The organism is Acidaminococcus fermentans DSM 20731, from assembly GCF_000025305.1.
In the GTDB taxonomy this organism is placed as follows: domain Bacteria; phylum Bacillota; class Negativicutes; order Acidaminococcales; family Acidaminococcaceae; genus Acidaminococcus; species Acidaminococcus fermentans.
The window spans coordinates 943729-965694 of the sequence record NC_013740.1 but is presented as its reverse complement, the minus strand read 5'-3'; the positions used below and the strand labels follow the sequence as shown (position 1 = coordinate 965694).

The 21966-nt window shown below is 57.1% G+C and carries 22 protein-coding genes, 1 other RNA gene and 1 riboswitch; of the genes, 1 reads left to right on the top strand and 22 read right to left on the bottom strand.

Annotated features, from left to right (window positions below; translation table 11 throughout):
* Window positions 1–332 precede the first annotated feature (332 nt).
* The 3 genes from ACFER_RS04370 to ACFER_RS04360 are packed head-to-tail and all read right to left on the bottom strand — an operon-like array spanning window position 333 to window position 3920.
* The gene (locus tag ACFER_RS04370; protein ID WP_012938209.1) at window positions 333–950 is read right to left on the bottom strand and encodes a response regulator transcription factor; all 618 of its coding nucleotides are present in this window, start codon (window positions 948–950) and stop codon (window positions 333–335) included.
* Entirely contained in the window at window positions 925–2337 is a 1413-nt protein-coding gene (locus tag ACFER_RS04365) for a sensor histidine kinase (RefSeq protein WP_012938208.1), read from the bottom strand. Before ACFER_RS04365 ends, ACFER_RS04370 begins: the two co-directional genes overlap by 26 nt.
* Window positions 2331–3920: a hypothetical protein gene (locus ACFER_RS04360; RefSeq protein WP_012938207.1), complete on the bottom strand. Its 1590-nt coding sequence runs from the start codon at window positions 3918–3920 to the stop codon at window positions 2331–2333. Before ACFER_RS04360 ends, ACFER_RS04365 begins: the two co-directional genes overlap by 7 nt.
* 319 nt (window positions 3921–4239) lie before the next feature.
* On the opposite strand from ACFER_RS04360, the gene ACFER_RS04355 reads away from it, so the two are divergent.
* Window positions 4240–5697, top strand: a complete 1458-nt coding sequence (locus ACFER_RS04355) for a class I adenylate-forming enzyme family protein (protein WP_012938206.1) — start codon at window positions 4240–4242, stop codon at window positions 5695–5697.
* An 89-nt stretch (window positions 5698–5786) separates the two neighbouring features.
* Here the strand turns inward: ACFER_RS04355 and tyrS are convergent, their stop codons facing one another.
* The 19 genes from tyrS to ptsP all read right to left on the bottom strand — a co-directional run bounded on the left by tyrS (window position 5787) and on the right by ptsP (window position 21959).
* The gene (tyrS, locus tag ACFER_RS04350; protein ID WP_012938205.1) at window positions 5787–7013 is read right to left on the bottom strand and encodes a tyrosine--tRNA ligase; all 1227 of its coding nucleotides are present in this window, start codon (window positions 7011–7013) and stop codon (window positions 5787–5789) included.
* 74 nt (window positions 7014–7087) lie between these two features.
* Window positions 7088–7528 (bottom strand): large conductance mechanosensitive channel protein MscL, encoded by a 441-nt coding sequence (mscL, locus tag ACFER_RS04345; protein ID WP_012938204.1) that lies wholly within the window; start codon window positions 7526–7528, stop codon window positions 7088–7090.
* A gap of 12 nt (window positions 7529–7540) precedes the next feature.
* On the bottom strand, window positions 7541–7906 hold the full coding sequence (locus tag ACFER_RS04340; RefSeq protein WP_012938203.1) for a VOC family protein: 366 nt from the start codon (window positions 7904–7906) through the stop codon (window positions 7541–7543).
* Window positions 7907–7920: 14 nt separating this feature from the next.
* A complete protein-coding gene (locus ACFER_RS04335) occupies window positions 7921–8850 on the bottom strand; it encodes a DMT family transporter (protein ID WP_012938202.1) in 930 nt (309 codons plus the stop codon).
* A gap of 75 nt (window positions 8851–8925) precedes the next feature.
* A complete protein-coding gene (murB, locus tag ACFER_RS04330; protein WP_012938201.1) occupies window positions 8926–9837 on the bottom strand; it encodes a UDP-N-acetylmuramate dehydrogenase in 912 nt (303 codons plus the stop codon).
* On the bottom strand, window positions 9837–10172 hold the full coding sequence (locus tag ACFER_RS04325; protein ID WP_012938200.1) for a YlbF/YmcA family competence regulator: 336 nt from the start codon (window positions 10170–10172) through the stop codon (window positions 9837–9839). The genes murB and ACFER_RS04325 overlap by 1 nt, the downstream gene beginning before the upstream one ends.
* Before the next feature lie 142 nt (window positions 10173–10314).
* Window positions 10315–11337 (bottom strand): M15 family metallopeptidase, encoded by a 1023-nt coding sequence (locus ACFER_RS11215; RefSeq protein WP_012938199.1) that lies wholly within the window; start codon window positions 11335–11337, stop codon window positions 10315–10317.
* Window positions 11330–12979, bottom strand: a complete 1650-nt coding sequence (locus ACFER_RS04315; protein WP_012938198.1) for a sensor histidine kinase — start codon at window positions 12977–12979, stop codon at window positions 11330–11332. The genes ACFER_RS11215 and ACFER_RS04315 overlap by 8 nt, the downstream gene beginning before the upstream one ends.
* Window positions 12976–13674: a response regulator transcription factor gene (locus tag ACFER_RS04310; RefSeq protein WP_012938197.1), complete on the bottom strand. Its 699-nt coding sequence runs from the start codon at window positions 13672–13674 to the stop codon at window positions 12976–12978. Before ACFER_RS04310 ends, ACFER_RS04315 begins: the two co-directional genes overlap by 4 nt.
* 161 nt (window positions 13675–13835) lie before the next feature.
* Window positions 13836–14219: a metal-dependent transcriptional regulator gene (locus tag ACFER_RS04305; protein ID WP_012938196.1), complete on the bottom strand. Its 384-nt coding sequence runs from the start codon at window positions 14217–14219 to the stop codon at window positions 13836–13838.
* Window positions 14220–14548: 329 nt separating this feature from the next.
* A complete protein-coding gene (locus ACFER_RS04300; RefSeq protein ID WP_012938195.1) occupies window positions 14549–15247 on the bottom strand; it encodes a C40 family peptidase in 699 nt (232 codons plus the stop codon).
* A 22-nt stretch (window positions 15248–15269) separates the two neighbouring features.
* Window positions 15270–15392, bottom strand: a riboswitch (cyclic di-AMP (ydaO/yuaA leader).
* 41 nt (window positions 15393–15433) lie between these two features.
* Window positions 15434–16375 carry a glycosyltransferase family 2 protein gene (locus tag ACFER_RS04295; RefSeq protein ID WP_012938194.1) on the bottom strand — a complete coding sequence of 314 codons (942 nt, stop codon included), beginning with the start codon at window positions 16373–16375 and terminating at the stop codon, window positions 15434–15436.
* A gap of 17 nt (window positions 16376–16392) precedes the next feature.
* Window positions 16393–16710 (bottom strand): thioredoxin, encoded by a 318-nt coding sequence (gene trxA / locus ACFER_RS04290; RefSeq protein ID WP_012938193.1) that lies wholly within the window; start codon window positions 16708–16710, stop codon window positions 16393–16395.
* 42 nt (window positions 16711–16752) lie between these two features.
* Window positions 16753–17096, bottom strand: an RNA gene (rnpB, locus tag ACFER_RS10925) — RNase P RNA component class A.
* Window positions 17097–17129: 33 nt separating this feature from the next.
* A complete protein-coding gene (locus ACFER_RS04285) occupies window positions 17130–18053 on the bottom strand; it encodes a 3'-5' exoribonuclease YhaM family protein (RefSeq protein ID WP_012938192.1) in 924 nt (307 codons plus the stop codon).
* A gap of 12 nt (window positions 18054–18065) precedes the next feature.
* Window positions 18066–18884, bottom strand: a complete 819-nt coding sequence (locus ACFER_RS04280) for a Nif3-like dinuclear metal center hexameric protein (RefSeq protein WP_012938191.1) — start codon at window positions 18882–18884, stop codon at window positions 18066–18068.
* On the bottom strand, window positions 18859–19569 hold the full coding sequence (locus tag ACFER_RS04275; protein WP_012938190.1) for a tRNA (adenine(22)-N(1))-methyltransferase: 711 nt from the start codon (window positions 19567–19569) through the stop codon (window positions 18859–18861). Before ACFER_RS04275 ends, ACFER_RS04280 begins: the two co-directional genes overlap by 26 nt.
* Before the next feature lie 10 nt (window positions 19570–19579).
* Window positions 19580–20305 carry a BUD32 family EKC/KEOPS complex subunit gene (locus ACFER_RS04270; protein ID WP_012938189.1) on the bottom strand — a complete coding sequence of 242 codons (726 nt, stop codon included), beginning with the start codon at window positions 20303–20305 and terminating at the stop codon, window positions 19580–19582.
* A gap of 19 nt (window positions 20306–20324) precedes the next feature.
* Window positions 20325–21959, bottom strand: a complete 1635-nt coding sequence (ptsP, locus tag ACFER_RS04265) for a phosphoenolpyruvate--protein phosphotransferase (RefSeq protein ID WP_012938188.1) — start codon at window positions 21957–21959, stop codon at window positions 20325–20327.
* Between the last annotated feature and the right edge of the window lie 7 nt (window positions 21960–21966).

Sequence of the window (21966 nt, the reverse complement as noted above, 5' to 3'; positions counted from 1 at the left end):
CGCACTGTACTAAAGTACAGGGTTGAGAAAAATGGAGGGGTTTTGCACAAAAAGTACAACACCCCTCCATTTTGTCAGCTGTCAACGGTCAGCGGTCAGCGGCCGATAGAAATCAATTTTCAAATTGATTTTTAAACAGCATAAACCGTAGGGGGCGCAGGCCCGGCGCCCCGCAGAACACATGGTCAACTTCTGATTTGGCGGGCAGCCGGGCCTGCTGCCCCTACAGGTACGATTTATCCAATTGTTGCCCTTGTTCAAAGCCAGTTTACTGGCTTCCTTCGGCAGTTGACAGTTGACTGCTGACAGGGTCTGTTGCCCCAGCAACAGACCTACTCCCTCCCTGCATACCCCTTCTCTGCCGCTTCCACAGCCAGTCCCACCAGGCTTTTGTGGCCGGTTTTGCTGAGCATGTTGCTGATGTGGAAGCTGACGGTCCGGCGGGTCAGCTGCAGCCGGTCGGCGATTTCCTGATAGCTCAGGTTCTGGCAGACCAGGTGCAGGATCTGGATTTCCCGCTGGGTCAGGGTGGCGTTGTAAAATCCAAAGGTGGTCCGTTCCTGGACATCCGGGAACAGATGCTCCCCCTCCATGGTACGGTGGATGCAGTCCACGAACTGGTCTGCAGCACTTTCTTTGTAGATGAAACTGTCCGCCCCCGCCTCCTGGGCCAGTTCCACAAAATGCACATCCTGGAAACCGGTCATGATGATGACTTTGATCTGGGGAAAATGCTTTTTGATCTTCCGGGTACATTCGATCCCGCTGGTCTTCCCTTCCATGCAGATATCCATCAGTACCACATGGGGCTTCAGCCGGCCGCAGGCTGTTTCCACCATTTCCGAAAAGGGCAGCTGCCCCACCACCTCCAGGTCTTCATACGGTTCCAGCAGCCTGGCCAGCCCATCCAGCAGGATTTTCTGGTCATCCACCAGCAGAATACGGATCATCGTTCGTCCCTTCCTTTTCTTCCGTCCCAAAACGGATTTTCAGTATAAAATGAGGGGTCCCGGAAACGTCCAGTTTCCCGCCCCGGCTTTCCACTTTTTCCCGGATCCCGGTAAGCCCGCCTCCTGCCTGGACGGGTCCGGTGCAGCCCAGTCCATTGTCCTGGATCAGAAGGTTTTCTTCGTCCAGGACCAGAGCCACCTGGCTGGCCCGCCCATGGCAGACGGCATTGGTCAGGGCTTCCCGGATGATCTGCACATACAGTTCCCCTTTCCATTCCTCCTCCGGCAGATTTCCCCGCACGGTGACCAGTACCCCCAGCTTCCGGTACACAGAGACCAGTTCAGCCAGCCGCACCTGGGGTTTCACCCGGATTTCCTGCCGCACATCAGAAAGCATGCTGACCAAAAGGGGCATGATTCGCTGGTAATCGGCAAAATTCCTGTTGTTCAATACCTGCTGGAGCAGGCTGATCCGCATCCCCATCAGATCATGGATCCGGATCCGGATTTCCCGGAGGGTTTCCCGGCTCTGGATTTCCTGGACATGCTGGAGCAGTTCCTTCAGCTCGGCATTTTTCTGCTGCAGCTGCCGGTTCTGCTGGTCCAGGGACTGGTTCAGCCGCTGGAGTTCCGTGACATCACTGGCAGTCAGCTGCCAGTGGGACTGCCCCTGGAAATAGATCTTGACCCGCTGGAACAGCAGCCAGCGGCCGTCCGGCAGCCGGAAAAGCAGCCCTCTGCCCTGGTTTTCCCGATGCAGCCCGGGCCTGCGGACTTCCTGGAGCAAGTGCCACAGCATATTGCCGTTCCGGATCCCCACCCCCAGGACACTTTCCGTATACCGGAACAGGGCCCGGTTCATCAGCACCGGTTCGCCGCTGGCCAGCGAGATCAGGACCCCTTCCTCTAAAGAATCAATGGCTTCCTGAATGGAATACTCCGTGATCTGCATCCGTTTTTCCTGGATGGTTTCCGGCAGGAGATCCAGGGACCGCACCAGAAAAAGCCCCAGGGCCAGGCCCATCTCCCAGGGATAGCTCCCGTCGAAAAAGGGCAGAATCGCCATTCCGGCCAGGCACAGGGACAGACACCTGATTGAATCTCCCTGCTGCCACAGGGTCAGCACCAGGAGACTGCCGCCAAGGACCAGACGGAACCCCGTACCATAGGGCTCTTCCCGGCTCAGCTGGATATCCTGGATCAGATCGCTTTCCAGGAGGATCAGGAGGACCAGGATCACCCCTTCCAGCGCTTTCCGGCGGCGAAACCGGAACCGGGGAAGGGGCTGGAGGAAATAGATCAGGAGGCTCTGGCTCATCAGCCCCACAAAGCCCAGCAGCACCAGCACCCGGTGAAACAGGGGTCCCAGCTTCACAAAATCTACCATGATCCGTCCCCCTTCTGGTGCTGAAGAACCAGACTGCTCCCGTATTCCAGTTCCCGGCAGAACAGGCCCCTGCCATAACGAGATTGATGCTGCGCCACAAATTCCCGGACCCAGGGCCGGGGATCCCAGAGCAGGGACAGCTCCCATCCCTTCTCACTTTCTTTGAAGCAGCAGATCTGGGAACTTTCCCCCTGGCGCACCGCCTCTTCCGAAGCCTCCTCCAGCAGCTGGAAGAAAGCCAGGGCCGTTGTCACCGGCAGCTGCCCCTCCAGACGATCGTCCACCAGCGTCTTCACCCCGGTCCGTTCCAGGTAATGGCAGAGTTCCCGGACCGCCAGCTGCAGTTCCCGGACCGGCAGACAGTTGTCTTCCCGTCCCCGGAGCAGCAGCACACACTGCTTCTTCAGGTAGCAGGCCAGCACATTGAGCCGGGCCACCAGCTGCCGGGCCTCAGGGCCCCCTTCCGCCTGTGCCAGGGCCCGGGCATATTGCTGGAAAAGAGGACCTCTGGTCTGGAGGATGCCCTCCACTTCCTCATAGATCCGTTGCCGGGTCTGCTGATGGATCCGTTCTCTCCGGATTTTTTCCCAGTTCCGCCGCAGCCGGTAGACCCGTTGGAGGGTCAGGGCCGTCAGTTCCAGTTTTTTCTTCTTCTGGCGCAGTTCTCCCATATCCTGGTACCATACCACCTGCCCTCCGGAAATGGGCATGGTCCGCCGCTGCCAGTCTCCGTCCGGAGAGACGGGCAGCTGTTCGCACTGGTACACCACACGTCCCTGCCGGTCCAGGATGGTCAGCCCCAGGCGGGAATGGAGAAAGCAGTCCCGATACTGACTGTTCCCCGGCAGCAGCCGGGAACGGAGCAGGGCTTCCATCCAGAAGAAACCGAAAAATGCCGTCCACAGGACCAGTTCACTCCGGAAGATCCAGGAAACCCGCAGGATATAGCTGGCAATGTATCCTCCGTACAGCAGGATGACCGTAAAGGGCTGCCACAGCCTCTCCAGACTGATTTTTTCCCGGAAAGCCCTCCAGCACAGCCATCCATTGGCCAGAAGCAGCTGGGCCAGATAACTGAACAGGATCAGGTAATACACAAATCCATAGGTATAGATATCCTGGTGGGGATTGGTACTGGGCTGGATCTGGAACACCAGCTGATGCCAGTCATTGGTCAGGGCCAGCCCGGCTAAAAGAAGGTCAACAAGCAGCAGGCCCTGGAGCCAGCGAGGAAGAGCCCTGTCTTCCGGGGTCCGGTTGCTGGCATAGCTGATCCAGACCACCAGAAAAGCCAGCAGCCCCATGCAGGGATAATAGCCGTACCAGAGCAGGCGGGCCAGGGCAGCCCAGCCGGTAATCAGGGTCAGCCGCAGCAGCCGGATGGTCAGCCAGACCAGCCACACCCAGATGCTCCAGCCCACCGCCTCCCGGGCCCCCAGCTGGAAGATCCGTTCCCGGAGGGACCCACCCCACAGGATCACCCCGATCATTATGATCAGATACAATACAGGCAGAGGAATGCCAAACCGGGGTTCCTGCAGGAACGGTAGGAGCTCTGTCATTTCCTGTAAAAATTGCTCCATGGTCCCCTCCCTCCTGTCAAGCTAAGTGATTAGCATGACTTTTTCCTCATTATACCATGAAGGAAAGAGAAAGAAAAAGGGACTGCTGCCTGCGGTATGCGGCAACCAGTTTTTGCAGCATATTCAAAAATTTGCCTGCAAATTCAATATTTGGCTCCAGCCTTCAGGCTCCAGACTTAAGCCGCTATGCGTCTCTACGACCAGGGGGTTGTTGCACAGAACGTGCAATAACCCCATCCCGGCCTCCCTCTTCACTCTTCCCTATTTTCTTTTTTCACGGTACAATAGAAAGAGAAATCTGATAAAAGGAGGCCTTACCATGCTCGTCCACCATCTGTTGTCCTTTGGTGAACCGGACCGGCTGGCGGTCTTTGACCAGGGCCGTTCCTATACCTACCTGGATCTCCGTACTCTGGTCCGTCAATGCCGGAATGCCCTGTATGCCCAGGGGATCCGGCAGCAGACCCGTGTTGCCATTTTTTCCCGGAAAACCGTCCACTACATCGTTGCTTATCTGGCCCTGGCTTCCCTGGGCGCCATTGCCGTACCCATCAACAGCCAGCTGAGCCAGCGGGAAGTGGGATTCATCCTCCGGGATTCTGAGTCCAGTTTACTGCTCTATACCGGTAATCCTTTTGCCTGGAACGCCCTGGAAGCCACAGCGGATCTGGAGGGATCCATCCGCCAGCTGCCTCTGGACGGGTATCTGGACAGCCCGGCCCCGGAAGCGCCGTCTCTTTCGGAAACCTTCACGGACCAGGAGCCTTTCCTCATCATCTATACTTCCGGCACCACCGGCCGGCCCAAAGGGGCTCTGCTGTCCCACGCCAATGTGACCTGCAACGCCCGCCAGTTCCAGGAAATCCTCCGCATCACCCCAGAGGACCGGGTACTGGCAGTGCTGCCCCTGTACCACTGTTTCTGCCTGATCACCGCCTTGATCAATCCACTGCTGGTGGGAGCCTCCATCTTCCTGTATGACAGCGTGAACCTGAAGGACATTGTCCATTTCATCCGGGACCAGCAGCTGACGGTGCTGTACCTGGTGCCTTCCCTCTGTTCCCTGCTGGTCCGCCGAGGACAGCCGGAGGACCTGGCCTCCGTCCGGTACACCGTGGTGGGAGGCACCGCCATGCCGCTTTCCCTTCTCCAGGCTTTCGAAGCCCGGTACCATCAGCCCATCATTGAAGGATACGGCCTTTCGGAAGCTTCGCCGGTGGTGTCCGTCAATCCCCCGGAGAAGGTGAAAAGCGGCACCATTGGCCTGCCCCTGCCGGAGATCCAGGTGAAGGTGGTGGATCCGGAGGGCCGGGAAATGCCCCAGGGCAGCCGGGGCGAACTGCTGGTCAAAGGACCCAATGTAATGCTGGGCTACTGGCATCTGCCGAAAGCCACGGCAGATGCCCTGGTGGACGGATGGCTCCACACAGGCGATGTGGTGGTGGAAGATCAGGACGGATACCTGCGGATCGTGGACCGGCTGAAGGATATGATCATCAGCATGGGGGAAAACATCTATCCCCGGGAAATCGAAGAACTGGTCTACGCCTACCCGGGCATCGACGAAGCGGCGGTCATCGGCATCCCGGACAAGCTCCGGGGCCAGGCCGGATGCTGCTTCTACACGGTCCGGGAAGGGGAAACCGTGGACCCCAGGGCCCTGAAAAAATACCTGCAGCAGAATCTGGCCATCTACAAAGTCCCCCGGGTCTTCCGTCAGCTGGAAACCATGCCCCACCTGGCAACGGGGAAAATCGCGAAGAAGGAACTTAAATGAAAAAGGAGTACTGCACATGAGCGTGCAGTACTCCTTTTTTGTCAGCTGACCGTTGACAGGGCTGTTGCTCACGCAATAGCCCCATTTTTTTATCCCCTTACCAACCGGTAGTACTTCTTCTTCCCTTTCCGCAGCATCAGGCTTTCTTTGTCTGCGAACAGGGCGTCGTCCACCAGGGTATCCACGTCGGTGACTTTGGCATCATCGATGGAAAGGCCGTTCTGCTGCATCAGCCGGCGGCCTTCGCTCTTGGTGGCGATCACCTTGTTTTCTGCCAGGAGATCCAGCAGACGGCAGCCCCATTCGTCCTTCCGGACGGTGATGGTGGGCACATTGTCCAGGTTGCTGCCGGATCCGAACAGGGCTTCCGTGGCGTTTTTGGCCTTTTCCGCTTCGGCTTCCCCGTGGACGATCTTGGTCACTTCGTAAGCCAGCACTTTCTTGGCTTCGTTGATTTCCGCTCCCTGGAGAGCTCCCAGACGGCGGACTTCCTCCATGGGCAGGAAGGTCAGCAGGGCCAGGCATTTTTCCACATCCGCATCATCGATATTCCGCCAGTATTGGTAGAAATCGTAAGGAGAGAATTTCTCCGGATCCAGCCATACGGCGCCGCCCACGGTCTTGCCCATTTTCTGGCCCTGGCTGTTGGTCAGGAGGGTGTTGGTCATGCAGTAAGCCGGCTGCCGGTCTTTCCGGCGGATCAGTTCCACCCCGGCAATCATGTTGGACCACTGGTCGTCCCCGCCCAGTTCCATGACGCAGTTGTAGTTTTTGTGCAGGGTATAGAAGTCATAGGCCTGCATGATCATATAGTTCATTTCAAAGAAGGTGAGCCCGTTGTCGCTGGCCAGACGGGTCTTGTAGCAGTCGGCGGCCAGCATCCGGTTCACGGAGAAATGGACCCCCACGCTCCGGAGCATGTCCACATAGTTCAGCTTCAGCAGCCAGTCGGCGTTGTTGGCCACAATGGCCTTGCCTTCGGACAGGTCGATGAACCGGCCGATCTGTTTCTTGAAACATTCGATATTGTGGTTGATGAATTCAGGAGTCAGCATCTTCCGCATTTCATTCTTGCCGCTGGGGTCCCCCACCATGCCGGTGCCGCCTCCCAGCAGGATGATGGGACGGTGGCCGGCCCGCTGCATATGGGCCATGACCATCAGGGCGATGAAATGCCCTACATGGAGGCTGTCCGCGGTGGGATCAAAGCCGATATAGAAGGTGATCTTTTCCTTTCCCAGCAGTTCTCTGATTTCATCCGGGTGGGACATCTGTTTCAGGTATCCCCGTTCTTCCAGTACATCCAATACGTTCATGGAACATCCTCCTGTAGTGATATTTACGCAAAAAGCCGGCTGGTCCGGCAAAAACGCCTGACCAGCCCGGCCGGTTATTTCTTGGGAATTTCAGACGTGCAGTGGGGGCACCGGGTTGCTTCCGGATCCACCGGCATTTTGCAGAACGGACACAGGGTTGGTTCTGCCTTGGGTTCTTCTTTCTTGAACCGGTTCAGCAGGGAAATCAGGCAGAAAATCACAAAGGCCATGATGATGAAATCGATGACATTGGTGATGAAGCTGCCATAGGCGATCACCGGCAGATTGGCTGCCTTGGCTTCCGCCAGTGTGCTGACTTTCTTGCTGGACAGGTTGAGGAACAGATCGGAGAAATCCACCCCGCCGATCAGGATCCCCAGCGGCGGCATGATGATGTCATTGACGGCAGAAGATACGATCTTCCCGAAAGCACCCCCGATAATGACACCGACGGCCATGTCCACCACATTGCCCCGGAGGGCAAACGCTTTAAATTCTTTCAAAAAACTTCCCATCATATTCTCCCCTTATTTTTTCGGCGGCAGGATTTCCAGCCAGTAGTTGTCCGGATCCGTGATGAAGTAAATCCCCATGGCCGGATTTTCGAAGCAGATGCAGCCCATTTTCTCGTGTTTGGCATGGGCGGCGGCAAAATCATCGGTCTCAAAGGCCAGATGGAATTCGTTGTCCCCCAGGTTGTAGGGTTCCTTCCGGTCTTTCAACCAGGTCAGTTCCAGCAGATGGCTGGTCTGGTGGTCTCCCAGATACACAATGGTGAAATCCGGGGTTTCGATCCGCCGGGTTTCTTCCAGGCCCAGGGCTTCCTTGTAGAAAGCCAGGGATTTCTGGAGATCCAGCACATTGAAGTTGTTGTGGACGAATTTAAAGTTCATGACAGTTCCTTTCTTCAGGCTGCCTTTTTCCGTTTGGAAATAATGGACAGGCAGGAGCCAAACAGGATCAGGGCAATGCCCACGATCATATTCACCGTAATGGGTTCATCAATGACCAGCCAGGCCATGAAGGCGGTGAGGATGGGCTTGATGTAAAAGGCCAGAGAAGCCGTGGCCGGATCCGTATATTCCATGGCCAGAAAATAGCTGGCATAGCCCAGACCGGTGACCCCTACGGCGATGTAGGCCAGAGGCGGGATATGGGCCGCCGTCAGTCCCCCCAGGATGGGGATGTCCGTAAACACCTTCAGCCCCAGGGACAGCATCAGGTCCCGCACCGGCGCAAAGGTGGAAATGCCAATGAGCACCAGCATCTCCAAAGAACCGCACAGGAAGCTGAGACTGGTCATGGCAATGCCTCCGTAGCGCTGGGCATGTTTCCGTCCGGCAATGCCGTACAGGGCAAAAGTCATGGCGGACAGCAGGATCAGGATGATGCTCAGCTGGCTGCCGGTCATGTTCACCGGGTTCACGATGCAGACGATGCCGGCGAAACTGGCCATCAGGGAAAAGATGGTCAGCTTGTCAATGGGCTCGCCCAAAAGGAAATAGGCAAAGAGCACCACGAACACCGGATTGCAGCTGAAGATGACCCCGTTGACGGAAGCCTTCCCGTAGACAATGGCCATCTGGTACAGGATCATGCTGACCACGACCCCCAGGAAGCCGGAAAACAGGAAGAACTTCAGATCCTGTCCGTTCAGCTGGACATTCTTTTTCTTCAGGGCGCTGAAGGCCATGGGCATCAGCACCAGTCCCCCGATCAGGAACCGGAGGAAGGTGATCTGGATGGGATGGAACATACCGCCAAAAAATTTCAGCGCCGTTTCCATGGTCCCAAACAGGAACGCAGTTACAAGGACGAAAATATACCCCTTATTCATAAGAATTCACTTGACTCCTTCCAGGATACGATCCCAAGGAAGCGTCGCGGAAGGCGTTTCCCGGAAAACAGATGGTTACTTTTCGCCGATGATCCGGACTTCCGGTTCCAGCCACACGCCGCTCATGGCGTGGACCTTTTCCCGTACATCGTCCATCAGCTGGAGGATCTCCGAGGCCGTGGCGTGGCCCCGGTTCACCACAAAACCGGTATGCTTTTCCGATACCTGGGCATCCCCCACCCGGTAGCCCCGAAGGCCGGCCTGGTCGATGAGTGCCGCTGCAAAATATCCTGGAGGTCTCTTGAAAGTGCTTCCCGCACTGGGGAAATTCAAAGGCTGTTTGCTTACCCGTTTCCGGGTCAATTCACTGATGCGTTCCCGGATGGCATCCGGATCATCCCGGGTCAGTTCCAGGGTGGCCCCCAGGATGATGTCCCCGCTGTCCATGACAGCGGAATGACGGTACCGGAATTCCATTTCCTCCCGGTTCAGGGTACGGAGTTCTCCCCCACCGTCCGCCACCGTCACAGAGCGGACCAGGTTGCCGATTTCGCCGCCATAGGCGCCGGCGTTCATCAAGATGGCTCCCCCCAGACTGCCGGGGATCCCGGAAGCGAATTCCAGCCCCGCCAGTCCTCCTTCGGCCGCCGCCGAAGCCAGCCGGGACAGGAGCACCCCCGCTTCCACCCGGATGGTGCAGCCCTGGATGGTCAGCTGCTTCAGACAGCTGCCCAGTTTCACCACACAGCCCCGGATCCCTTTGTCCAGGACCAGCAGGTTGGACCCGTTGCCGATCACCGTCAAAGGCACCTGCTGGGTGTGGATTTCCCGGAGCAGGCTGCACACTTCCTCCCGGGTTTCCGGTTCCACCAGCAGGTCGGCGGGGCCGCCCACCCGGAAGGTGGTGTACCGTTCCATGGGAGCATTGATCTGGAATTTGCCCGGCAGGCGTTCTTCCAGAAAGGAAAGTAAACCGGACATGGTCATCAGTCCATGACTTCCTTTAAGGTATCGCTGAGGGTCTTGGACAGATCCCCGAACATCATCTGGAACCGGATATAGGCCTGGATGTATTCCCCGGCCACCGGGTTCAGCTGCAGCACATTGTACAGGTCCTGCATCTTCTTCACCTTCGCATCATCGGGTTTCTGGCCCTGGTACTGGGCGATTTCCAGTTCCTGTTTCTGTTTCAGGAAATCCTTCACCATGGATTCGGCAGAAGAATCCGTGGCCAGTTTCCCCTTGGCTTCCACCAGCACTTTATATTCATGGGATTCCTTAATGGCTTTGCAGAGATTGTTCATTTCATCATAGACATTCATTGTTTGAACCTCCTAAAAATAGATTCATATCTTATTAATTCTACCATAAAAGGAGAAAATTTGCAGACAAATTTTAAGAACGGAAACGCAGCTGACGCCCGGCTGCGTCTCCCTTCTACTCCAGCACCAGCTGGCTTCCTTTTTACTGATTCAGCACCTGATACCGGTTTCCTGCATCATAATCGAAATGCCACCACTCCATATCGCTGGCGGTGAACCCCTGCAGGGTCATCTGCTGCCGAAGAAGATCCCGCAGGTACCGCTGCTTCTGGGTACCTCCGGCAAACTGGGCGTACTGGGCCGGGGACGGTTCGTCAAAATCCGAGATCATGGGCACCTCTTCCCCGGTTTCCAGGCTGTACAGGCTCACATCGAGGCTCCGGCCGGAATTGTGGGAATACCCTTCTTCCGCCTTGGGCAGCATATCGGCATGCTCTTTGCCCAGGGCCAGGGTGGCCAGCTTGAAGTCCCGCCAGGACCGGTAGGCTTCCCAGACCACCAGACCGTATCCATAGGGTTTCAATCCTGTCTGCACCCGGGCCAGGGCCTGGGCTGCGTTCCGGTCCAGCAGGACCTGGGAACTGAGCACCAGCGGCGCCCCGAACAGATTGTTGTCCGTGGTGTACCGGAGATCCAGTTTCAGTCCTGGCACCGTCCGGGCCAGGTCCACCAGCTCCGCAGTTTTGTCATAGGGCAGGCTGGGAGCCGCGGCGGCCGCCGCTTCCTTCCGGAGTTCTTCCAGGAGTTTGGCCGGATTGACCCGGATGGGTTTGCCGTTCTCTCCTCCGGTGAATTTCCGGGTATAGCTTTTCTGTCCCAGGTTCAGGCTGATCCCCTGTCCGTTCTTGTCCCGGTCGAACCGGACCGTGCTGTCCGCATCGGTATTGGGCCCCACTTCCCGCAGTTCGTAATTGTCGTAATGGTTCTTTACCAGCTGATACACATTGCTGCCGGTGTAATCCCGGTCCCCGCTCTGGAACCGGTACAGCAGCTGGAGCCGGCCCTTGTTTTCCCGGACCGCCACCTGTTCTCCGTTGCCCTGATAGAAACCCACCAGGGCCGCTTCTTCCCGGTTCAGGTCATCCGGTTCCCAGGCCCCGGCCCGGGCCGTCAGTGCAAAACCCAGGCAGAGACAGGCTGACAGGATTGCCGTTTTTTTATTCATTCCGGTTCTCTCCTTCCTGTTCTACAGTATCATCTTCCGGCAAAGGATGGACATCTTCCACCACTTCCGCTTCATGGGCCCCATCCGGATCCACCTTGGATTGAGGCGCATAGGGCGGGAAGGTGATCACAAAAGCCGTACCCTTGCCCACCTTGCTCTGGACCTGGACCTTGGCCTTGTGCATCCGGATAATTTCCTTGCCGATGGCCAGTCCCAGCCCGGTTCCGGGGATATGCCGGGAATGGGATTTGTCCGCCTTATAGAACCGCTCCCAGATGTACGGGATATCCTCTTCCGGGATCCCGAAGCCCTGGTCGGCCACAGTGAGCACCGTCCCTTTCCGTCCATTTTCCATCACCTGGAACCGGATCACCGAACTGTCCGGAGAATACTTCATGGCATTGTCTCCCAGGATCATCACCAGCTGGTACAGCCGGTCCCCGTTGCCATAGACCAGCAGGCTGTCATCCACATACTGTTCCAGCCGGATGTCCCGTTTTTTGGCCCGGCCTTCCAGCATGTTCACCACGCTTTCCACCACTTTGCCCAGGGGGATGGGTTCCATTTCCTCCCCTTCTCCCCGCTGGAGCCGGCTGATATCCAGCAGTTCATTGATCAGCCGTTCCAGACGCCGGGTTTCATCGTTGATCAGCTTCCGGTATTTCTTCACATCCTCCGGATCCGTAATGGTTCCGTCGGACAGGGCTTCATTATAACCCTGGATAATGGTAATGGGGGTCCGGAGTTCATGGGACACATTGGCCACGAAATCCCGGCGCATCTTTTCCATTTTCTGGCTCTTCAGCACAAACTGTTCCAGATCCCGGCCCAGGGAATTCAGGCTCCGGCCCAGATCTGCAATTTCGTCATCTCCGTCCACCGCCACTTTCAGGGAATAATCCCCCAGGGCGATGGCTTTGGCGGAGTTCTTCATGGAAATCAGGGGTTTGACCATCCGCCGGGTGAGCCCGCTGACGATGATCACACTGACAAACAGAGCGATGATCCCCACAATGAGGGTGTAAATGTAAATGTCCTTCAGGACCTTGTTCAGTCCGCCCAGGGGAGAAGCCAGCAGCAGGGCGCCGGTAACATTGCCCACCGGGTCTTTCAGGGGAATCCCCACCATCAGTACCTGTTCCTTGTAGTAGGGGTGATAGATCCGTTCGTTGACCCGTTCCCCGCTGTAGACCTTGGTGAGGATCTTCTGGAACCGTTCATGGCCGTTCCCGTTTTCCCTGATCTGCCGGTCGATGGCCGCCACGCTCTGCATCCATTTTTCCCGCCGCCTGGCTTCCCGTTCCTGCCTGGAGCTCCCCGGCTCATGGGTCTGTTCGTATTCCGTACCGGTTTCTGAAGCCCCGATCAGTTCGAACTGGTTGTTGAATACCCAGATCCGTGCCCCCACCAGCTGGTCCATGGAGGTCAGGTATTCCCGGAGGATGGCCTTGTCCATATGCATGGCGTCAAAATACCGGACCATCATGGCCACCTGACCGCCCTTGTCATTGAGTTCCAGTTCCTTGGTCCGGAAGAAATATTCCGTGATCAGGTAACTGAGCCCCACGGAAATCCCCACGATAATAGCCAGAATCAGGCCCATGTAACTGTACATGAGCCTGGTGCTTAATGATTTCTTCACTTTTTGACCTCGAACTTGTACCCTACACCCCAGACCGTCATAATGTCCCAGGTGGAATCAGGGGGAATATCCAGCTTGTGCCGGACCCGTTTGATGTGGGTATCCACGGTGCGGGTGTCCCCGTAATAGGTATAGCCCCAGATTTTTTCCAGCAGCTGGTTCCGGCTGAACACGATTCCCGGGTTGGAGGCCAGGCACCAGAGCAGTTCCATTTCCTTGGCGGTAAAGGTGATTTCCCGTCCGAAGGCCACCACCCGGTATTCGCTCAGGTTGATCATCAGGTTGGGATATTCCAGCACCTGCTTGTTCTGGCTGCTCATGGAGGCATTGGTCCGCCGGAGCACGGCCTTGACCCGTGCCACCACTTCCCGGGTGTTGAAGGGTTTGGAAATGTAGTCGTCCGCTCCGATTTCCAGCCCCAGGATCCGGTCGTCATCGGAATCCTTGGCAGTGAGCATGATGATGGGGATATCGGAGATCTTCCGGACCTGTTTGCACACTTCCAGCCCGTCCAGTACCGGCATCATGATGTCCAGCAGGATGATGTCCGGTTTCCCGGCCTGGACCTGCACCAGAGCCTCGGCACCGTCTGCCGCTTCAATGACCTTGAATCCCTCTTTTTTGAAATAAATGCTTAAGATCTCACGGATTTGCGGTTCGTCATCCGCGATCAATACAGTCTGTTGTTTGTTCATAGACAGTCCTCTCTCTTCTGGCAGGAAACTGCCGGATTCAAAGGATCCCGCAGGGCGGAAATCCCAAACCAGAGCGCAGAATCATTGACACTCTATTTTTTCATTATACCATAATGTGTCAATAAAAGGGGGTGTTGCACCTTCTGTGCAGCACCCCTCTCTCACTTCTTCGCCCGCAGGCGGACGTATTCCTTTTTCAATGCCTCGAAGGTTTCGTCGCAGATATCGTGTTCGATCTTGCAGGCATCGTGTTCCGCGTGTTCCCGGGACACCCCCAGGGACATGAGGATGTGGGTCAGCACCTGGTGCCGCTCGTAGATTCCTTCCGCAATGTCCCGGCCGGTTTCCGTCAGGTTCACGAACCCGGAATCGTCCACGGTGACCAGGCCTTCTGCCCGGAACTTCTTCATGGCCACACTGATGGTGGGCTTGGAATAGCCCATTTCGTTGGCAATGTCGATGGACCGGACCAGCCCCAGCCGGTTTTTCAGGACCAGGATGGTTTCCAGATACATTTCTGTCGATTCAGTTTCATGGTGTTCCATAGTCTTCACCCTATTGCTGCAGCATCCAGGATGCTGGGTATTTGATATTTTACCTTTTATTTTACACTATATCAGTGTATAGTGCAAACTGCGGGGGGAATGAAGAGTGCAGGGCACAGGACCGCAGGGTGCGCAGGCCGGTTGCCCCACCAGATGCACGAGCTTCCGGCACCAACCCCGCTCCGGTCCTGATCCCTGTTTTATATCCGCCCTTTTCAAGGGCGGGGGACCGTTGCGCTTGCGCAATGGTGGTGGGCTAGCAGCCTCCAGGGCTGCGTTCTTATAAAAAAAACACCCGCCAGGGAATCTTCCCTGACGGGCAAGCGGACTTAGAGGACTCGTGCCGCTCCGATATATCTTGCGCCCCAGTATCCACTGAACACATTGGATACTGTGACACCGGTGCTGCTCCCGGCCTGCAGCATCTGACCGTTGCCGATGTAAATGCCGCAGTGGGACGGGCCCGGTTCATAAGTTTCAAAAAACACCAGATCTCCCGGTTCCAGCTCGCTGGAAGAAACTTTCGGGAAAGCATAATACTGGGCATCCGCTGTCCGGGGAATTTCGATTCCCATCTGCCGGAATACATACTGGGTGTATCCGGAACAGTCAAAGCCCCAGGGGGTGGTCCCCCCGAAAACATAAGGCACCCCAACATAATCGTAAGCGGTGCTGATCAGCTCTCTGGCCGTACTGCTGCCATAACCATAGCTGCTGCCATATCCCCGGTTGGTGTTCAGCGTACGGTGGGTGGGCATTTCTCTGCCCATGAGCTTTTTGTAGGTGAAGTTCCCGATGACCCCGTCTGCCGCCAGCCCCATGCTGGCCTGGTATTTCTTTACCGCAGCCACGGTACGGGCTCCATAGACCCCGTCAGGGATCCCGATGTCATAGCCTTCCATCAGGAGCTGTTCCTGGATGGCTGCCACTTCCGGTCCCGACTGACCTGGTTTGAAACTGGCAAATACGTTCTGCGCAGGTAATGCCACTGCTGCGGTGGTCGCCGCTGCCAGCACTACGCCAAGCATCATCCTCCTAAATATAATAAACACATCCTCTCGATTACGCCTACGAAGTTAGCTGCCGGGTGCGGGTCGAGATGCCCTATTCCGAAGAAATTAACCCCACTTTGGTTCCCCCGTTCACATTGCTGTGATTCGGCTTTTTTATTTAGTTTTGCCGGCTCTTATTATAACAATTCTCTTATTTCCTGTCTATCGGCTGTTACCATTTTTCACGATATGTTCACGAATAATATACAAAGGTCTCTGCTTCACTTCATCGAAGATCCGGCCCACATATTCCCCCACAATACCGATGCCGATCAGCTCCACGCCTCCCAGGAAGAACTCTGCTGCAGCCAAAGTGGTCCACCCGGGCACCGCATCCTGGACGATATATTTCACATAAATGACATGACCGATCAGCAGGATGCTGCCCAGCCCGGCAATGCACCCCACATACAGAGCCAGACGCAGGGGCACCCGGGAAAACGCCGTAATTCCGTCCAGGGCAAATCGGAGCATTTTCCGCAGGCTGAACTTGGAATGGCCGGCAAACCGGGGCGGCGCCACAAATTCCAGGGTGGTGTACCGGAACCCCAGGTTGTTCACCATGCCCCGGATGAACCGGGCCCGTTCCCGGAACCGGTTCAGGGCATCCACCGCTTTCCTGTCCATAAGCCGGAAGTCGCTGCCCCCGGGAGTGATCCGGACCTCGCTCATGGAATTGATCAGTTTGTAGTATAAGCGGGACGTTATACTTTTGAACCAGGTAGCGTCCTCCGTGGATTTCCGCACGGTCTGGACGATTTCATAGCCCTCTTCCCATTTTTTCAGAAGGTCCGGCACCATTTCCGGAGGATGCTGAAGATCCCCGTCCATGGAAATCACCGCGTCCCCGGTGGACTGGTCCAGACCGCAGGTCAGGGCCAGCTGATGGCCGAAGTTCCGGGCAAACACATACCCCTGGACATGGGAATCTTTTTCCGCCAGTTCCCGGATCAGCAGACTGGTCCGGTCCCTGGATCCATCGTCAATGAACAGGATTTCATAGTCATACGGCAAAGGCGCCATTACTTGCGTAAGGCGCCTGTGAAACTCATGGATATTTTCCTCTTCATTGAAGACGGGCACGACAAAAGAAATCTTTTTCATGCAGCGTCTTCTCCTTTTTACAGAGCTGCCAGAGCCTGTTCATACGCTCCTTTGGGTTCGACCCCTACAAAGCGCTGGACTTCCTTCCCGGCTTTGAACAGTACCACCGTGGGAATGGCCGACACGCCAAAACGCATGGCCACATCCGGTACCTGATCCACATCCAGCTTGGCGAACTGGACTTCCGGATGTTCCCCGGCCAGTTCTTCGATCACCGGTGCCAGCATCCGGCAGGGACCGCACCAGGTGGCCCAGAAGTCCACCAGTACCGGTTTGTCCCCGGACTGCACCAGTTTGTCAAAAGCATCTGCACTGCCGATATGCATCATTTCCATCATATTTCCTCCTCCGTGCCTCAGGCACAAGGTACTTTTTCAGGTTGTGAGTGCTCAGTAAGCCGAGTTCTGTCTAGGATAATCATTTATCTAGCCCTGCAGTTGCCTGCAGGTTCAAGCAACGCTACCCGGAAGGCTCAGCGGGCCGCTTCATCCCTTCCCTATTTGGTCTTGCTCCGGATGGGGTTTACCAAGCCGGCCAATCACTTGACCGCTGGTGCGCTCTTACCGCACCGTTTCATCCTTACCGGCGAGCCGGCGGTTTGTTTTCTGTGGCACTTTCCTTAGGGTCGCCCCCACTGGACGTTATCCAGCATCCTGCCCTGCGGAGCTCGGACTTTCCTCATCAGCCACAAGGGCTGCCGCGATTATCTTTCCGCACTCACAGCTTGAAATGATACCATAGGTTGGGCAATCCGTCAAACCTTCCACAGGTACCGCTGTAACATTTTGTCGTATTCCCAGGTTTCGCTCCGTTCTTTTTCGTGGAACTGATTCATAATGGAATCCACTTCATCCGCATAATGGACGATAAAGGCTTCTTTGGTAACGCAAACCACCGGAGATCCCTTGTCCTGGTCCCCATGATGGCTCAGGATGATGTGGAGCAGCCGTTCCCGTTTGTCAGGAGACAGTTCCGGGATTTTCCGGGCAGCCCGGTCCACCGCCATGGCTCCGATGGAAATATGCCCCATGAGCCGGCCTTCCGTGGTGTAGGGAAAGCCCAGATCCGAAGAAATTTCCCGGATCTTCCCCAGATCATGGAGCAGGGCCCCGGCAATTACCAGGTCCAGATCCACCCCTCCGATGGCTCCGCTCATGGCCACCGCCAGACGGGTAACACACACCGTATGGTGGAGAAGACCTCCCACGTAGGCATGGTGCAGCCGCATCCCTGCCGGGTTCTTCAAAAACTGCCGGAGGGTGCTCCCGGAAAACAGGGTTTCCACCAGCTCCCGCAGCCCGTCATCCTGGATCCGGCCCATAAAGGCCTGGAATTCCATCTTGTACTTTTCCAGATCGATGTGGCCGCTGGGCAGCAGGTCGGACAAATCGTCCTCTTCCGTCACCGCCTGGACCTTCTGGACGATCACCTGGTAGGCCATGGTGGTGGAATATTTGTTCACATCCACCTTGCCCCCGATTATATAGGGTGTGGGGGCTTCCATGGTCCGGAGCCGGCCGATGGGGCCAGCTTCAAAACAGATAAAGGGAATGCAGCCGCTGTTGTCCTCCAGCAGGCCCTTGGCATAGGGCTTTCCGTTGGAGGAGGTCCCCACTTTCTGGAGGCGGACCAGACAGGGCTGTTCCATGGCATTCCCCAGCTGCAGATCTCGGATCATGACAGCCGCCCCTTATACCGTCTGGAGGATCCGGTCTTCTTCCGCACGGATCACTGCAAAATGACGGCCGGATTCTTCACACCAGGCCTGCAGTACCTGTTCCAGCTTGTCCACCACCGGGCTTTCCGTCAGCTGATGGGTGCCGTCCACCACATTGAGTCCCAGATTCAGCGCCTTCTGGGCCACATGGTATTTCAGATCCCCGGTGACCAGGGTATCCGCTCCGGCGGCCAGGGCGTCTTCCATGAAATCCGCACCGCTGCCGCCCACCACGGCCACTTTGTACACCGGTTCGTCCCCGCCGGCGTAGGTCAGGTGTTCAGCTCCCAGGTCATCCCGGACCTTGGCGGCAAAATCCTTCAGGGCCATGGGTTCATCCAGGACCCCGATCCGGGCCAGTCCCTGTTCCGGGCAGTCCTTCCGGGGGATCTCCGTCACTTCATCCAGTCCCAGCCGGGCTGCCAGTACATCGTTGACCCCGCCTTTGGCCGCATCCAGGTTGGTGTGGGCCGCATACAGGGCGATGTCGTGTTTGATCAGCTCATAGAGCACTTCCATCTTGGTATCCGTTACCGCCAGGGTCTTGGGCAGGCTGAAATAATAGGGATGATGGGTAATGATGATGTCACATTCCTGTTCGATGGCCTGTTCCGCCACTTCCGGGCTCAGGTCCAACGCCACCATGATCTTGTGCACATGCTGGGCCAGATGTCCCAGCAGCAGGCCGGGATTGTCCCAGCTTTCCGCATATTTCACCGGTGCCAGTTCGTTCATGAACAGGCAGATGTCGGTTACGGTCGTTTCCTTACTTTCCATTTCTTCCGTTTCCACGTTCCATTTCCTCCAGTTGTTTCCACAGAGTCTCATATTCTCCATACTGCCGGCTGGCCCGGGCCCGTTCGCTCCGGTCCATCTGGGTCAGCAGCATCCGGATTTTCTTTTTCTTTTCCGCCAGGAAATCCGGCAGCAGCGGGTGATGCCGGCGGAGCAGGTCGTCCCCCACTTCCCAGCAGCAGCCGGGATACTGCCAGCCGGGACAGGGTTCCAGCAGCAGCAGTTCGTACAACCGTTTCCCTTCCCGGACCAGTTCTTCCCGGGTCACCGCCCAGCCATGCTCCTGGCCCCAGCGGCGGAGCCGGGCGGAATCGCTCATGGGCTGGAGCACCAGATGCCGGAATCCGGGATGCTGCCATACCTCCGGGGTTTCTGCCAGAATCTGGAGCATGGTTTCTGCTCCCATTCCGGCCATCACAGCCGTTTCCGCCTCTCCCGGGGCCAGTACTGTCAGCCCGCTGCCCTGACGCACGGTGATCCGGTTTTCCAGATGGAACTGCCGTACCGTGTGCCGGGCCGCCTCACAGGGACCGGGGACCACATCCCCGGCAATGGCCCTGTTGATTTTTCCTTCCTGGAGCAGCAGCACCGGCAGATAGGCATGGTCCGTCCCGATATCAGCCAGGGTCCGGCAGGGCGGCACCAGGGCCGCCACCGCCTCCAATCGAGGTCCAAAATGCATGGTTTCTCCTTTACTCCCGTTCCAGGATGAATTTCCGGGCATCGTCCAGGCTGTTCACATCCCGCCAGCCGAAACACCGGAGTTTTTCACACAGGGCAAACGCCGTCCGGTATTTCCCGATCAGGGCTTTGGCCTGGCGCAGGATATCCCGTCCTACCGGACTGTTGCAGTAGGCTTTCATGGCCGTCTCCAGCAGGCTCCTGTCCTTCCAGCTTTTTTCCCGGAAACAGCTGTGCACAAACAGGAACAGGTCCAGTACCCGGGGATCCGCGTCAATGAACCGCTTTTCGTTTTCCCAGTCCAGGAAGGTGATTTTGTCCTGCTCCCGGTCATAGGCAATATCCCGAAGGGCCGGACGGCCGTGGTGGAGCCCCATCTGATGGAGCCGGGCCAGGCTTTCTCCCGCCTTCCGGTAGGCTTCCAGCCGGCAGTCCGCCCAGGGAGCTTCCTTGGCCACCCCCTGGAGAGTCTTGCCCACCGCCTTCATGACAAAATAGTCATCCTGGAGCAGGACGATTTCCGGTGCCAGGGGAAAATACTGGTTCACCGTCATGATTTTATACACTTCGCACCAGAACGCCCCTTCCACACTCTGTTTGGCAAATGCATTCCGGTGGTTGGATACTTTTCGCTTGATGAACAGGGCCTGATCCTTGTACAGGAAAGGCAGGACCCGTTTCTCCGGCTGGAGGGCAATGGCCTTGTCCGCCGCCTGTTTCAGATCCAGATCGATCAACGGTCCTGTACCTCCCTTCTCATGCCCCATGGAGGGTGCTGATCAGTTTCCGCGTCTGGAGGATCTTCCCGGCGGACATGCTCAGTTCATCCACACCCATGGCCACAAAATACGGTATCAGTTCCGGATCTGCCGCCGCTTCGCCACAGATGCCCACCCAGCAGCCTCCGGCATGACCGTTCCGGATGGTCAGGTCGATGAGACGGAGCACCGCCTTGTGGCTGGCTTTCCCCAGTTCTTCCAGACTGGCGTTCTGCCGGTCCACCGCCAGGGTATACTGGACCAGATCGTTGGTCCCGATGCTGAAGAAATCCACATACCGGGCCAGATCATCGCTGATCAGGGCTGCCGCCGGGGTTTCGATCATGATCCCCACTTCCATTTTTTCGTCAAAGGGGATCCCTTCTGCCCGGAGACCGGCTTTGGCTTCTTCCAGAAGAGCCCGGGCCGCCTTCACTTCCTCCACGGAAATGATCATGGGGAACATCACCGCCACTTCCCCATAAGCAGAAGCCCGGAGAATGGCCCGCAACTGGGTCAGGAAGATTTCCGGCCGTTTCAGGCAGATCCGGATGGCCCGAAAGCCCAAGGCCGGATTTTCCTCTTCCGGCAGCTGGAAATAGCCCACTTTTTTGTCCGCCCCGATGTCCAGGGTCCGGATGATCAGCTTCCGGCCTTCCAGTTCCTGGGCCGCCGTGCAGTAGGCTTCAAACAGTTCCTCTTCCGTGGGATAGTCTTCCCGGCCCAGATAGAGGAATTCGCTGCGGAACAGGCCCACCCCTTCCCCGTCATTCTGGAGTACCAGATCGATGTCTTCCGGCTGGCCGATGTTCCCGTACAGGGCAATGGTCCGGCCGTCCGCCGTACAGGTGGGTCTGCCCCGGAACTGTTCCAGGGCGTCTTCCGCCGCCCGGTGCTGCAGCTGTTTTTCCTTCAGCTGTTCCAGCACCTGGGGTTCCGGATCCAGCCAGAAATTCCCGGTGCTGCCGTCCAGGGCCCCCAGAGTTCCGTTCCAGTCTTCGTCCAGGGCGATTTCCGTATGGACGATGGCCGGAATCTTCATGGTCCGGGCCAGGATGGCCGTATGGGAATTGGCGCTGCCCCCGCTGGTGACAAAGCCCAGGATCAGGGATTTGTCCAGCTGGAGGGTTTCACTGGGCGTCAGGTCATCGGCGCAGATGATGGAAGGCTGGGTAAGAAGTTCCGTCCAGCTCCGTCCGCCCTGGGACAGGGCATCTTCCAGCTGGCCGCAGATGGCCCGTACATCGGCGCCCCGGGCCTGCATGTATTCATCGTCCATGGCTTCCAGCATGGCGGCAAACTGGCTGCCTGCTTCCCGGACAGCAGCTTCCGCCGTCATGTGCTCTTCCTGGATCAGTCCCTGGATGGTGTCACAAAGATCCGGATCCTGGACCATCATCTGATGGACTTCAAAAATGCCGGCTTCCTCTTCTCCCACCTGCTGCCGGGCTTTTTCCTTCAACCCTTCCAGGGTCTGGATCACCTGCTGCTGGGCAGCCTGGAGCCGTTTCAGTTCCTGTTGGGGATCCAGACAGGTGTCCAGGTGGATTTCCGGTTGCCGTTCCACCGGCTTCACCAGGATCGGGCCCACGGCCACCCCGGCGGAAGCCCCCTTCCCTTGTACAACCTTCATGGACAAT

What these genes read in the sequence shown, in the direction of transcription:
- murB (WP_012938201.1), bottom strand. Translation starts at nt 9,837, where the DNA reads ATGACCATGTCCGGTTTACTTTCCTTTCTGGAAGAACGCCTGCCGGGC.
- ACFER_RS11215 (WP_012938199.1), bottom strand. Translation starts at nt 11,337, where the DNA reads ATGAATAAAAAAACGGCAATCCTGTCAGCCTGTCTCTGCCTGGGTTTT.
- ptsP (WP_012938188.1), bottom strand. Translation starts at nt 21,959, where the DNA reads ATGAAGGTTGTACAAGGGAAGGGGGCTTCCGCCGGGGTGGCCGTGGGC.
- ACFER_RS04335 (WP_012938202.1), bottom strand. Translation starts at nt 8,850, where the DNA reads ATGAATAAGGGGTATATTTTCGTCCTTGTAACTGCGTTCCTGTTTGGG.
- ACFER_RS04310 (WP_012938197.1), bottom strand. Translation starts at nt 13,674, where the DNA reads ATGAACAAACAACAGACTGTATTGATCGCGGATGACGAACCGCAAATC.
- mscL (WP_012938204.1), bottom strand. Translation starts at nt 7,528, where the DNA reads ATGGGAAGTTTTTTGAAAGAATTTAAAGCGTTTGCCCTCCGGGGCAAT.
- ACFER_RS04325 (WP_012938200.1), bottom strand. Translation starts at nt 10,172, where the DNA reads ATGAATGTCTATGATGAAATGAACAATCTCTGCAAAGCCATTAAGGAA.
- ACFER_RS04360 (WP_012938207.1), bottom strand. Translation starts at nt 3,920, where the DNA reads ATGGAGCAATTTTTACAGGAAATGACAGAGCTCCTACCGTTCCTGCAG.
- ACFER_RS04370 (WP_012938209.1), bottom strand. Translation starts at nt 950, where the DNA reads ATGATCCGTATTCTGCTGGTGGATGACCAGAAAATCCTGCTGGATGGG.
- ACFER_RS04300 (WP_012938195.1), bottom strand. Translation starts at nt 15,247, where the DNA reads ATGCTTGGCGTAGTGCTGGCAGCGGCGACCACCGCAGCAGTGGCATTA.
- ACFER_RS04275 (WP_012938190.1), bottom strand. Translation starts at nt 19,569, where the DNA reads ATGCATTTTGGACCTCGATTGGAGGCGGTGGCGGCCCTGGTGCCGCCC.
- ACFER_RS04365 (WP_012938208.1), bottom strand. Translation starts at nt 2,337, where the DNA reads ATGGTAGATTTTGTGAAGCTGGGACCCCTGTTTCACCGGGTGCTGGTG.
- tyrS (WP_012938205.1), bottom strand. Translation starts at nt 7,013, where the DNA reads ATGAACGTATTGGATGTACTGGAAGAACGGGGATACCTGAAACAGATG.
- ACFER_RS04340 (WP_012938203.1), bottom strand. Translation starts at nt 7,906, where the DNA reads ATGAACTTTAAATTCGTCCACAACAACTTCAATGTGCTGGATCTCCAG.
- ACFER_RS04305 (WP_012938196.1), bottom strand. Translation starts at nt 14,219, where the DNA reads ATGGAACACCATGAAACTGAATCGACAGAAATGTATCTGGAAACCATC.
- ACFER_RS04355 (WP_012938206.1), top strand. Translation starts at nt 4,240, where the DNA reads ATGCTCGTCCACCATCTGTTGTCCTTTGGTGAACCGGACCGGCTGGCG.
- trxA (WP_012938193.1), bottom strand. Translation starts at nt 16,710, where the DNA reads ATGGAAATGATGCATATCGGCAGTGCAGATGCTTTTGACAAACTGGTG.
- ACFER_RS04295 (WP_012938194.1), bottom strand. Translation starts at nt 16,375, where the DNA reads ATGAAAAAGATTTCTTTTGTCGTGCCCGTCTTCAATGAAGAGGAAAAT.
- ACFER_RS04285 (WP_012938192.1), bottom strand. Translation starts at nt 18,053, where the DNA reads ATGATCCGAGATCTGCAGCTGGGGAATGCCATGGAACAGCCCTGTCTG.